The organism is Streptomyces sp. NBC_01351 (assembly GCF_036237315.1).
In the GTDB taxonomy this organism is placed as follows: domain Bacteria; phylum Actinomycetota; class Actinomycetes; order Streptomycetales; family Streptomycetaceae; genus Streptomyces.
In genome coordinates, this window is record NZ_CP108356.1 from 7,997,196 (window position 1) to 8,009,958 (window position 12,763).

7 protein-coding genes are annotated in these 12,763 nt (G+C 69.7%); 4 read left to right on the top strand and 3 right to left on the bottom strand.

Annotated features, from left to right (window positions below; all coding sequences use genetic code 11):
- Nucleotides 1–113: 113 nt before the first annotated feature.
- From OG625_RS36745 to OG625_RS36755, 3 genes are all read left to right on the top strand, one after another.
- The gene (locus OG625_RS36745; RefSeq protein WP_329389639.1) at nucleotides 114–635 is read left to right on the top strand and encodes a hypothetical protein; all 522 of its coding nucleotides are present in this window, start codon (nucleotides 114–116) and stop codon (nucleotides 633–635) included.
- 651 nt (nucleotides 636–1,286) lie between these two features.
- On the top strand, nucleotides 1,287–3,953 hold the full coding sequence (locus OG625_RS36750) for a SpoIIE family protein phosphatase (protein WP_329389641.1): 2,667 nt from the start codon (nucleotides 1,287–1,289) through the stop codon (nucleotides 3,951–3,953).
- 122 nt (nucleotides 3,954–4,075) lie between these two features.
- Entirely contained in the window at nucleotides 4,076–5,221 is a 1,146-nt protein-coding gene (locus OG625_RS36755; protein WP_329389643.1) for an ABC transporter substrate-binding protein, read from the top strand.
- Between the two features lie 25 nt (nucleotides 5,222–5,246).
- Here the strand turns inward: OG625_RS36755 and OG625_RS36760 are convergent, their stop codons facing one another.
- Together OG625_RS36760 and OG625_RS36765 are read right to left on the bottom strand one after the other, a co-directional pair.
- Nucleotides 5,247–7,328, bottom strand: a complete 2,082-nt coding sequence (locus OG625_RS36760) for a SpoIIE family protein phosphatase (RefSeq protein ID WP_329389645.1) — start codon at nucleotides 7,326–7,328, stop codon at nucleotides 5,247–5,249.
- A 199-nt stretch (nucleotides 7,329–7,527) separates the two neighbouring features.
- Entirely contained in the window at nucleotides 7,528–8,823 is a 1,296-nt protein-coding gene (locus OG625_RS36765) for a DUF2254 domain-containing protein (RefSeq protein ID WP_329389647.1), read from the bottom strand.
- 196 nt (nucleotides 8,824–9,019) lie between these two features.
- On the opposite strand from OG625_RS36765, the gene OG625_RS36770 reads away from it, so the two are divergent.
- Complete coding sequence (locus OG625_RS36770; protein WP_329389649.1) at nucleotides 9,020–10,867, top strand: glycoside hydrolase family 15 protein; 1,848 nt, start codon at nucleotides 9,020–9,022, stop codon at nucleotides 10,865–10,867.
- Between the two features lie 33 nt (nucleotides 10,868–10,900).
- Here the strand turns inward: OG625_RS36770 and OG625_RS36775 are convergent, their stop codons facing one another.
- Nucleotides 10,901–12,673: a cation:proton antiporter gene (locus OG625_RS36775; RefSeq protein ID WP_329389651.1), complete on the bottom strand. Its 1,773-nt coding sequence runs from the start codon at nucleotides 12,671–12,673 to the stop codon at nucleotides 10,901–10,903.
- Nucleotides 12,674–12,763 lie beyond the last annotated feature (90 nt).

The window sequence follows — 12,763 nt, forward strand, 5'->3', positions numbered from 1 at the left end:
TGACCTTGAGCGAATGGGGACGGAGCAACGGACCCAGCTGCTCATGGATCGCCACGGCGAGCACCAGTGAAACCTGTTCGACCGGGACCCGAGAGTGAAGGGATCATGGGCGGATGCCGTCGACCGATGCAGCAGCCAGCGAGCTACAAGACCGCGCCGCTCTCTGGAGCGTGGGCGAGATCCCCGCAAGCGATGTCGTCAGCGCGGCCTGTGACGCGCTCGTCGCCGGCCTGGACAGCCCCGGACTTCGGGTGCTGGCAGCCTGCACACGCGCCGAGGCGAACTACGACGTGCACTTCTTGCTCCCCGAAGCGCTTGATGAGCTCGGCCTCGTTCTCCATCCGGCCACCAGCGAGGCCGGCCAAGAAGCCGCCGTGCGAGCGCTCGCACGACGCATGCTGGCCGGCGAGCTGAAACCTTGGGAACTCACTTTCCGGATCAACCAGCGCTACGGGAATGAGCTGCCCCTCGCAGAACGGCTCGCCGAACTCGATGACGAGTACGCCTTCCTCGAATACGGCGGCGACACAGCAGTAGTCCAGATCGACGCCGAGGTCACGGCCGAAGCCCGCCGCCTGACCGCAGTCCACCCCCGCGTTCACGCCGAACCCACGGGGCTCGGCGGGTGTGACTAGGTGGCGGGTGCTTCGAGCCGGCGGGGCACTGAGCCCGCCCAGAGTTCTCGGAGGTCGGGGATGTGGTTGGAGTGCGTGCCTGGGCAGACGTCCAGCAGCTTCGCGATCGAGGTGTGACTGAGCGTAGTTGGCCTGTCCGGCCAAGTGGGTGCTCAGCGCCATCGTTACGGCGATGCCTCGGGTGGACACGGCACTCCGGGCAGGCGTTCACCCGCCTTCCACGTCCCGCGAAACCGGCTCCGCCCTTGTGAATCTTCGTGGAATCCACCTGGCGGGAGCTTTGCTGGACACCATCGGAGGGGGAGGCCGGTGAAATCGGCGGACGCGGCCTGCACCAACTGGGCAGGACTCCTCACCAGCATGCCTTCCCGCACGGCACGTGGGCGTGGGATCCACACCGGCGTGACGGCGGCCCGGATCGCTACTGCTCGGCGACCGTCGCTCCCCGCTGCCGACGGCCCATAGAGGTTGGAAACTGGAGTAGTGAGCGACCTCCTTGGATATTTCCGGCGTCGGCTGCTCGGCTCGACCACGAGCTCTTCCTCTCTCCCTCGGCGTCCCCGCTCAGGACACCACCAGGAGCAGCAGGAGCACGCCCAGCCCCCCAAGGGAAGGGCGCGGCGGCCGCAAGGTCTGTCCTCCCTGCTGAGCGTGCGCAGCGTGGCCGGCGAAGTGTTCCTCCTGCAACTGGCCGTCGTGGTGCTTCTCGTCGCCGCCGCGGTGGTGGCGCTCGTGGTGCAGGCCCGGAGCGACGCCATGCTGGACGCCCGGCACCGTACGCTCGCCGCCGCCGGAACGTTCGCCGAATCTCCGGGCATCATCGCGGCCCTGCGCAGCCCCCATCCGAGCGCGGTGCTACAGCCGAGCGCCGAGGCGGCCCGGGAGATCGCCGGGGTCGACGGCATCAACGTGTACACGCTCGATGGGCGCACCCTCACCCACAGTGACCCGCGACAGATCGGGAAGCACGTCGTCGGCCCCTTCTCCAAGGCGGCGGCCGGCACATCCTTCACCGAGACGTTCGAGGGGTCCCTGGGGCAGTCCGTGGTCTCGGTGGTCCCCGTCAAGGACGCCACCGGCCGCGTCATCGCCATCGTCTCCTCCCCGGTCACGGTCCAGAACGTCCAGAGCATGGTGAACCGGCAGCTGCCGGTCGTCCTCGGCAGCGCAGCCGCGGTGCTCGCCCTGTCCGCGGGCGGGACGGCTCTGGTGAGCCGTCGGCTGCTGCGCCGGACCCACGGCCTGGGACCCGCCGAGATGACGAGGATGTACGAGCACCACGACGCGGTGCTGCACGCGGTGCGAGAGGGCGTACTGATCGTCGGCGGCGGTGGACGGCTGCTGCTGGCCAACGACGAGGCGCGGCGGCTGCTGAACCTGCCGGCGGACGCGGAAGGACTCCCCGTCACGGGGCTGGGCCTGGAGGAGGGGATCGCCGAGCCGATCGCATCGGGCCTTTCCGCGACCGACGAGCTGCACATGGCAGCCGATCGGCTTCTGGCGGTGAACATCCGGCCCACCGCCCCCTACGGGCAGGCCGGGACCGTCGTCACGCTGCGAGACACCACCGAACTGCGGGCCCTCACCGGCAGGGCCGAGGTGGCCCGCGAGCGGCTGAAGCTGCTCTACGACGCGGGGGTGCAGGTCGGAACGACGCTGAACGTGGAGCGCACCGCGGAGGAACTGGCGGAGGTGGCGGTCCCTCGGTTCGCCGACGTGGTCACGGTCGACCTGCTGGACCCGGTGCTGCGCGGCGAGGAGCCGCCCGAAGCGAACACCGAGATGCGCCGCACCGCCGTCGTCGGCCTCCAGGGCGACCACCCGCTCTCCCCCGTCGGCGAGCTGATCCGGTTCGCTCCCACCGGTCCGATGGCCGCCGGGCTGGCCGGCGGCCATGCGGTCCTGGAGGCGGACCTGCGCGCCACCCATCACTGGCGGGCCCAGAACCAGGCCAACGCCCTGCAGATCCTGGACCACGGCCTCCACTCCCTGATCGTCGTGCCCCTGCGGGCCCGGGGCGTGGTGCTGGGGATGGCCGGCTACTGGCGGGGGCAGGACTCCCCACCGTTCGACGAGGAGGACGTGTCCTTCGCCGAGGAGCTGACCGCCCGGGCGGCACTGTCCGTCGACAATGCCCGCCGCTACACCCGCGAGCACAACATGGCCGTCACCCTGCAGCGCAGCCTGTTGCCCCGGGGTGTACCGGAGCAGTCCGCCGTCGAGGTCGCTCACCGCTATCTGGCCGCTCAGGCGGGGGTGGGCGGTGACTGGTTCGATGTCATCCCGCTGCCCGGCACCCGGGTGGCCCTGGTGGTCGGCGACGTCGTCGGCCACGGTCTGCACGCCGCCGCCACCATGGGCCGCCTGCGCACCGCCGTGTACAACTTCTCCACCCTCGACCTGCCCCCGGACGAGCTCCTGAGCCACCTGGACGAGCTGGTCACGCACATCGACACCGACGAGCAGGAGTGGCAGGGGATCACCGGAGCCACCTGCCTGTGCGCCATCTACGATCCCGTCTCGGGGCAGGTGGCTGCCGCCACCGCCGGGCATCCGGGCCCCGCTCTGGTCCGCCCCGACGGAACCGTGTCCTTCCCCGAGGTGCCGGTCTCCCCGCCACTGGGCCTGGGCGCGGGCCTGCCCATGGAGACCATGACGGTCACCCTGCCCGAAGGCTCCCGGCTGGCACTCTTCACCGACGGGCTGATCGAGAGCCGCGACCGCGATCCGGACGCGGGCCTGGCAGCGCTGCGTGCCGCCCTGGCCGGGCCCGCCCGTACCCCGGAGGAAACCTGCACCGCGGTGATCGACGCGATGCTGCCCACCAGGCCCAGCGACGACGTCGCGCTGCTGGTGGCCCGCACCCGCCGACTGGACCCCTCGCGGATCGCCGAGTGGGACGTGTCCCCCGAACCTGCGGCGGTGTCCCCGGTGCGCAACGCCTGCTCCCGCCGACTGGCGGACTGGGGCCTGGAGGACATCGCCTTCACCACGGAACTCATCCTCAGCGAGCTGATGACCAACGCCATCCGCTACGGCACCGAGCCCATCCGGGTGAGGCTGCTGTACGACCGCAGCCTGGTCTGCGAAGTCTCCGACGGGTCCAGCACCTCCCCGCACATGCGCCGGGCGGCGGACACCGACGAGGGCGGCCGCGGCCTGTTCCTCGTCGCGCAGTTCGCCGAGCGCTGGGGCACCCGCTACACCGCCCGCGGCAAGATCATCTGGAGCGAGCAGGCCCTCCACGACGGGGCTGCACTGCCCGCAATGGATCTCGGGGAGGCGCTCTTGGCCGGGTGGGACGACGAGGGGTTCTGAGAACGCGCCGGTACGGCAGCCGCAGGGAAGACGGCGGACACCACGGTCCGGGACTGCGCTGCCGAGGCCGCCGAACGTACGCTGGCCTCGATCAGTACGCGACCGCCCGTTATGGAGCCTTTGTGCCCACACCCCGTGTCCGGACAGCCTCCCTCGCCATCTGCCTGACCCTCGCGGCGGCGCCCCTCGGTGCCTGCGCGGACAAGCCCGCAGCCGCGCCCAGAGCACCCTCGGTGGCCACCTCCGCCCCGGACGCCGGCGGCATGGCCGCACTGACGGCAGAGGCGAAGAAGGAGGGCGCGCTCAACACGATCGCGCTCCCGAGGGACTGGGCCAACTACGGCGCACTGATCGACGGCTTCGAGAAGAAGTACGGGATCAAGGTCACGGTGGAGAACCCGGAAGGTACCAGCCAGGACGAGATCAACGCCCTGAAGGAGCACAGGGGCGGAGGCCGCGCCCCCGACGTGATCGACGTGGGGGGCTCGTTCGCGCAGTCCGCGGCCCGGCAGGGCCTGCTCGCTCCGTACAAGGTCGCCCCGTACGACGAGATCCCCGAGGAACAGAAGGACCCGCAGGCCCGCTGGTTCAACAACTACGGCGGCTACATCTCGATCGGCTGCGACGCCAACCGCGTCAAGACCTGCCCCTCGACCTTCGCCGATCTGCGCAAGCCCGAGTACAAGGGCCAGGTCGCGCTCAACGGCGACCCCACCAAATCCGGCTCCGCCTTCGCCGGCGTGTACGCGGCTGCCCTGGCGAACGGGGGCTCCTTCGGCGACATCCAGCCCGGTATCGACTTCTTCGCCGAGCTCAGGAAGAACGGCAACTTCACCCCGGTCGAATCCTCACCGGACACGATCGCGAAGGGCCAGACCCCGATCAGCATCGACTGGGACTTCCTCAACCTCGGATACGCCGACGATTTCCGCAAGAAGGGCGTGGACGTCGACTGGCGGACCGCCATCCCCTTCGACGGCAGCTTCGCCGAGTACTACGCGAACGGGGTGAACAAGGACGCCCCGCACCCCGCGGCGGCGCGTCTGTGGCAGGAGTACGTCTTCAGCCCGGAAGGTCAGAACATCCGGCTCGGCGCCTACGCGCGCCCCGTCCTCATGGAGGCCATGAGGGAGGACGGCACCCTCGACAAGGCCGCCGCGGCGAAGCTGCCGACGGTCGAGGGCACGCCGACGTTCCCGACGAAGGCACAGACGGAGAAGGCGAGAGAGACCGTCAACCGCGGCTGGGCCGAGGCCGTCTCGGGCTGAGGACTGGCCATGACGACTCACCGGCTCAATGACGACGCTCTCGAGGGGCGCGGCGGACGCGGGCGAGGACGAGAACCGTGTCGTCGGCCGGCGGGGTGGGGAGCAGGCTCGCGAGAATACGGTCCGCCATTGCTTCCAACGCCGCCGGGGCTCTGCCCAGTTCGGCGCGCAATGCTTCCAGGCCGGCCTCGATGTCCTGGCCGCGTGCCTCGATGAGGCCGTCGGTGTACAGGGCGAGGATCGCGTTTTCGGGGAGTTCGATCTCGATCGTCCGGAAAGGACAGCCGCCGACGCCGAGAGGGACTCCGAGGACGTCGTCGATGGTCTCCACTGTCCCGTCCGGCCGGAGCACCAGCGGCGGGGGGTGGCCGGCGCTGGCGATGCGGGCGCGTCCGCTGTTCGGGTCGTAGACGATGTACAGGCACGTCGCCAGCTCGATGCCGGCCTCCTGGGCGCACGCGTCCAGCTCGGTGAGCAGCTCGGCAGGCTCGCTGTCGTGCCTGGCCAGAGCCTTGGTGGTGATACGAAGGCGGCCCATGGCGGCGGCGGCCGACACCCCGTGCCCCATCACATCGCCCACCACGAGAACGACCCGGCCGTCCGGCAGATTGATCACGTCGTACCAGTCGCCGCCGACCTCGGTGATCCGACTGCCGGGTACGTACCGGTGGGCCACTTCCACGTACGGGCTGGTCGCCAACGCGCTGGGCAACAACGCCCGCTGCAGGGTGAGGGCGATGTCCTGGACGCGGCTGTACAGACGCGCGTTGTCCAAGCAGATCGCAGCACGTGAGGAGAGCTCACTGGCCAGGCTGACATCGTCCCGGGTGAAGGCCGGCCGGCCCGCGGACCGGCCGAACATGGCGATTCCCTGGACCGTGCCCCTGGCGATGAGCGGGGCGACGAGGACGCAGGCCAACCCGCTCTCGGCGAAGAGCCGTGCCCGTGACTCGATGAGGACGGTCCGGGCCAGGAACTCCTCGTTCACCACGGCGGAGATGGCACGGCCGGTTCGCAGCATGTCGTGGATGACGGAGCCGGGCGGATACCGCACCGTCTCCACTCCGCTCACAAGCTCGGTGGCCGGTGGGGGCAGGATCGTCCCGGAGGCGATCCGGCGGGTGAACAGCGGCCGCGCCGGGTCAAAATCCTCTGCCTCGTCCATCCACTCCACGACTTCGACCACGCCGCCGTCGCAGAAGTCCGGCATTGACGCGTCCACCAGCTCCTGGGCGGTGACGTTCACGTCCAGGGTGGTCCCGATGCGAGTGGAGGCCCCGTCCAGCAGCGCCAGCCTTCGACGGCTGGCGGTGGCTTCCAGGATGGCCTGTTCCCGGTCCGTCACATCCACCATCAGCCCACCCACTCCGGGGCGCGAGCCGACCGCCTGGCTCAGGGCAAAGAAGCTCACCGAACGCACCTGGTCACGGTCCGGATGCCCCCGCGGACGCATACCCACCAGCGCCCCCACGACCGGCGCACCGCCCAGGGCGACCGCGCGGAGCATGCGCTGGTACTCGCCGCCGTCGGACATGATCATGACTTCGTCCATGTGCAGCCCGAGGTGCGCCTCGATCGGAAGTCCGTCCATGTCGGCGAGCGCCTGGTTGAGGTGGACGTACCGGAGGTCCGGGTCGAGCATGACGAGACCGATGGGGCAGGTCTCGAAGAGGGCGTCGAGGAAGGCGAGGTTGGTCTTGACCCGATCAAGCTCGTCGCTGCGGCTCGCGAGGACCATCACCACCGAAGGTCCTCCGGCTCCGGTCACGGAAAACACCCGGAAGCCGCAGTCGAAGACCGTGCCGTCACGATGCCGTGCCGTCAGCCGGCCCCTCCAGTACCCCAGGGTCCGGCCCCGCTCCGTCAGCCGGGCGCACGCATCGGAGTCGCCAGGGGGCGGCCCGTCGGCGAAGAGAACGGCGCCGGGCTTCGCCAGGACGGCGGTGGAGTCGTACCCGAAGAGGTCCCTCGCGCCAGGCCCCCAGTAACAGACGTGGTCGCGGTCATCGATGCCGAAGACGGCCACGGGCACATGCTCCAGCAGCGTCCCCGGCTCGGACCAGAACGGGCCGTGAGCCTTCTCGCCCCCCGGCCGAGCCGATGGCACGAGACGTCCCCTTCCATTCGCCGTTCCATCCATTATCCGGACACCACGGGCATTCCGCGGCGCGGAGCGGTTTTGTTCGGACGAACGGGCCGGCCGGGCCGCCACGCAGCTTCGTCCACGACGAGGCACGTCACGGCGGGGGCATCGAGCGTGGTCGGCGACGCGACGCGGGCGTTGCGCTTCCGAAGGAGTGAGCGGCTCATCGGGAGGGCTCGCTCCGGGGCCGCCGCCCACCGCCGATACCCTGCCGGTCGGCCGTCTGCGCGCTGGCGCGGCGGGCGGGGTCGGTGAAAGCCCGCCGGACGGATTCCTCGAGGAGGGCAAGCTCCGCGCGTACCGCCGGCAGACGCTCGGCCGGCTGGGTTTCGAGCAGGTCGTCCAGCAGCGCGCGGAGCCGCCTGCACACCTGGAGGGACGTGGCCCCGTACTCACGGATTTCGGTGACGCCGAGCAGCAGGTAATCCTCCCAGCCGCGGCCCGGCACCACCAGCCGGGGCCGGCCCTCGTCGTCGGCGAGCACGTACCGGCCGCGGAGCCGGGCCCGGCCGACCACGTGCAGGAACGTGTCGATGTGGTTGAGCACCTGCACGGCGGTCGTGGGGTCGTTCACGGCGGGAGAGAGGGCACGGATGGCTATGTCGACGAGGATGCGCAGGGCGAAGGCGGGATCCTGCTCGATGGTGCGCTCGGTTCCGAGGGCGACGAGCCCGGTCACCCGCCGTGGGTCGGGCGCCCGCGCGGAGCCGTGGGCCTCGACGAGGGTGGTGCCGGGCGGTACGAAGTCGCCGACCTGGTGGGCCAGGACGAGGACGCAGTCGTGGCGGACGGCGGTGGCGATCAGCCCCGCCGCGTCGAACGCCTGGATGACTCCGCCCCGTTCGGACCGGATGTGGGTCACCGGACCGGCAGGCGCCAGGGAAGCCTCGTCGCGTGCCGAGGAGCGGTGGATGCGTTCCGTCGCACGGATGAGCACCTTCTCGCCCAAGCGCCCCACCAGGTCCGCGATGGCCACGGGCCGGAGGTTGTGGGTGAACCGGTTGAGGTAGATCAGCAGAAGCATGAGGCTGACGGAGACGGCCACGCCGGACAGGGTCACCCCCAGGTCGGGGACGGTGTCCGACTCGATTTTGCGCAACAGGGAAAAGGCGTACGCGAACGTTCCGGTGAACGTGGCCAGGACGGCCTTCTGCAGCCGGTCGCGGTACCACAGGCGCATGTAGCGCGGGGACAGCGTTCCGGTGGCCTGCTGGACGACGAGTACCCCGATCGTCACGACGAACCCCAGCAGCGCGACCATGGATCCGACGACCGAGCTGAGCACAGTGCTCGCAGTCGTCGCGGAGTACTGCCAGTCGTCCGGCAGCCAGCCCGCCCTGTGCACACCGGCAACCCACTCGGCGAGCACCGCCCCCAGCAGGAGTCCGATCAGGGGGATGATCCACAGGCTTGCCTTGGCGTACTGCCGCAGCCGGAAGCGCGCCGCCCAGGACATCATCGCCGGCTCGCGTGCGGCGCAAGGTTCGACAGCACGGGCAGCCTCCGGATTCGGCGGTGCAACGCGGCCTGAACATCCAGTTCGTGCGTTCCCATGCTAAAGGCGATTCCCGGCAGATGCAGAGGCAGCCGGCTCGCCGGGCTCGCCGTGAATTCCGCGCTTAACCTGACTGGGTGGTGTCGAAAGGGGTTCTCCCATGGCTGACTATCCGCTGATCGAAAATCATGGCCTGATCGGTGATCTGCAGACCGCGGCGTTGGTGACCACGGACGGTACGATCGACTGGTTCTGCTGCCCGCGATTCGATTCGCCCAGCGTGTTCGGGGCTCTTCTCGACTGGGAGAAGGGCGGGCATTTCACGGTCAGACCGGCGGACGAGACGTACACCACGAAGCAGTTGTACCTGCCGGACACCGCGATTCTCGTGACGCGATTCATGACCGAGTCCGGTGCCGGCGAGGTGGTCGACTTCATGCCGGTGACCGGAACGACAGCCACGGACCGCCACTGCCTGGTCCGCATGCTCCGGTGCGTACGCGGCAGCATGACGTTCCAGATCGACATCGCCCCACGGTTCGACTACGGCCGCAAGCCCCACACACTGCACATCACCACGAACGGAGCGGTGTTCGCCTCGGACGACCTGGAACTCACCCTCAGCGTGGTGCGGGAGCCGGAGGACGAACGGGTGGTGCACAGGCTCACCGGCGAGCACGACCTGCGGGTCTCGCTCGCGCTCGAGGCCGGACAACAGCGGGGTCTGGTCATGGAGTCGGCCGCGCAGGGGCCGCCGCGCGAGATCCGCGTCGCCGAGTTCCAGGAGCTCTTCGACGACACCAGGCAGTTCTGGCGGTCGTGGCTCCACCAGTCCCGGTACACGGGCCGATGGCGCGAGATGGTGGAACGCTCCGCCGTGACGCTGAAGTTGATGACGTACGCACCCAGCGGCGCCCTGGTGGCCGCCCCCACGGCGGGCCTGCCGGAACAGTTGGGCGGCGAACGGAACTGGGACTACCGGTTCACCTGGATCCGTGACGCGTCCTTCTCCGTGTACGCGCTGCTGGGACTGGGGTTCACGGAGGAGGCGAGGGCATTCATCGGCTGGCTGGGCGACCGGGTGAAGGAGAAGGCCGGCAGCAACACCGACACCGGACCGCTGAACATCATGTACCGGGTGGACGGTTCCTCCGATCTCTACGAAGAGACCTTGGATCACTGGGAGGGATACCAGGGATCCGCCCCGGTGCGCATAGGCAACGGCGCGGCGACCCAGTTGCAGCTGGACATCTACGGCGAGGCACTCGACAGCATCTCCTTCGCCCACCAGCACGGCATCCACCTGGACATCCAGGGCTGGACATCGCTGCGCACCCTGCTGGACTGGCTCGTGGACCACTGGGACCAGGCCGGTGAGGGGCTGTGGGAGACCCGCGGCGGGCGCCAGCACTTCACCTACGGCCGGGTGATGTCCTGGGTTGCGTTCGACCGCGCGCTGCGGCTGGCGGTCGCCCACGGGCGGCCGGCCGAGAGCGGCCGCTGGGCCGCCGAGCGCGACAACATCTACGGGCAGATCCTGGCGAAGGGCTGGGACCCCGACCGCAAGGCCTTCGTCCAGCACTACGGCAGCGATGTGCTCGACTCGTCGCTGCTGCGGATGCCGACGGTGGGTTTCATCACGCCGGACGACCCGATGTGGACGTCCACCTTGGACGCGATGGACCGGGAGCTGGTCAGCGACAGCCTGGTCTACCGCTACAACCCCGAGGCGTCGCCCGACGGTCTGCGCGGCTCCGAAGGAACCTTCTCCCTGTGCACCTTCATGTACGTCGACGCCCTGGCACGGGCCGGGCGGGCCGATCAGGCCAGGCTCGTGCTCGAGAAGATGATGACGTACGCCAACCACCTGGGCCTGTACTCCGAGGAGATCGCCCTGACGGGCCGGCAGCTCGGCAACTTCCCGCAGGCGTTCACCCACCTGGCGCTCATCGATGCGGCCATCACCTTGGATGAGACCTTGAACCGCATGCGGCAGGGCAGCAGCTAGTCCGTGACCGGAAAGGTTCACCGGGTCACGGCACTAGTCGGGAGGAGACGGTACGGGGCCGAGGAGAACGACGAGGTCGCCCTCTTGCGGGATGACGGCCTGCGTCTCGTCCACCGGCGCCAGCCGGCCGTCGTCGCGGACCACGAACAGCGTTTCATGTCCCGGCGGGAGCTGATCGGACGCGGGCTGCACCAGGAACCGGGCGCCCTGCTCGTACCGTGCCGCCAGGACGTGTCTGACGAGTGAACCGCCGAACAGGACTGCGCCGCCCGTGTAGGGCGCGACGACACCGTGGCTCTGGTGGGGCGGTCCGACCCGGTAGACGGGTCCCTCGACGTTGTCCTCGACCAGCACCGAGGCGAGCGCGTTGAAGTCGTCGTCATCGGTGAGCAGGAAGACGGCGTTGACTCCCTCCAGCCGCGCCCTGGGGTTGGTGGCCGTCGCCAGCAGGTCCCCTCTGGCCAGTTTGATTCCGGCGTCCTTGATCCGTTCGCGCTCCTCGTCCAGTCCCGCCCACATCTGCACGTCGAGCCCCGCCGACTGCAGGGTTCTTCCCAGTGCAATCACCCACGGAGCGCCGCCCACCAGGAGGGGCCGTGTGCGGTTCGGCGTGGCGACGCCGAGCCGCCGGGCCACGGGGCCGGCGGTCAGGGCGTACAGCACGACCGTCGAGACGATCACGAGGAAGGTGATGGGAAGGATTTTGGAAGCGCCGCGCAGCCCCAGTTGGACGAGGGTCGCGGAGAAGGCCGCCGCGGTGGAGGCCGCGACGATGCCCCGCGGGGCCATCCATCCCGTGAAGGCCCGTTCCCCCAGGGTCATGTCCTTGCCCATGGTGGCGGTGAATGCCACAAGCGGCCGCACCACGAGGACGAGGAACGCGACCAGGACGAGCGTGGGAAGGAGCACGGGCGTCAGGGAGGCCGGGGTGACGCTGGACGAGATGGAGATGAACAGCAGGCCGATGATCAGCTGGACCAGTGTCTCGAAGAAGGGCCGACGGGCGGGCATGTCGAAGCCCCGGATGTTGGCCGCGGCCATACCGGTGACGATCGCGGCGATGAGCCCGGTGTCGTCGCGGACGATGTCGCATCCTGCCGAAACGGCGATCACCGTGGCCAGTTGCGCCAGGGTCCCGAGCGTCTCACCGAGCCGGAGCACGCGCAGGGTCAGCCACAGCAGCGCGACCCCGACGGCTCCGCCCACGAGGCCGACTGCCATGCTGATGAGGAACTGGCCGATCTGGTACCCGCGACCGATGTCGATCTGGTGCGTCGTGGCGATGGCGTGGAAGACGAGGGCCCCGAGGATGGCGCCGATCGGGTCGGTCAGCGTCCCTTCCCAGATCAGCAGGCGCCGTACCTTGTCCGTCGGCCGCACGTACTGGAGCAGGGGCCCCACGACCGTGGGCCCCGACACGACGAGGATCATGCCTACCATCGCGGACACCCTGAGCGACATGCCGAACAGGGCCGGGGCGACGGCACAGACGCCGAGGAAGGTAAGGGCGACTCCGAAAAGCAGCAGCCTGCCCACGATCGCGCGGGGGTGGCCGGTGAGGTTGCGCAGGTCCAGGCCGAGCCCGGCGTCGTAGAGGATCACCGCCACGGACAGGGACACCAGGGCGGAGAACTCCTCCCCGATCAGCTGGTCCGGATGGACGACGTCGGTCAGGGCGCCCGCGGCGAAACCGACCGGCAGCAGCAGGATCAGCGCGGGGACGCGCAGTTTGCCGGCGAGGATCTGGCAGGCGGCGGCCAGGGCCACGACCAGGGCGATGCCGAGGAGGATGTCGTCCTCGCTCACGGCGGTTTCCTTTCTCGCCTCACGGGCGCGATGGGGGACTCGACGGGGTTCCGGAGGCCGGCTGCCCCGTCGGCGTCCGATTCGGCTGCG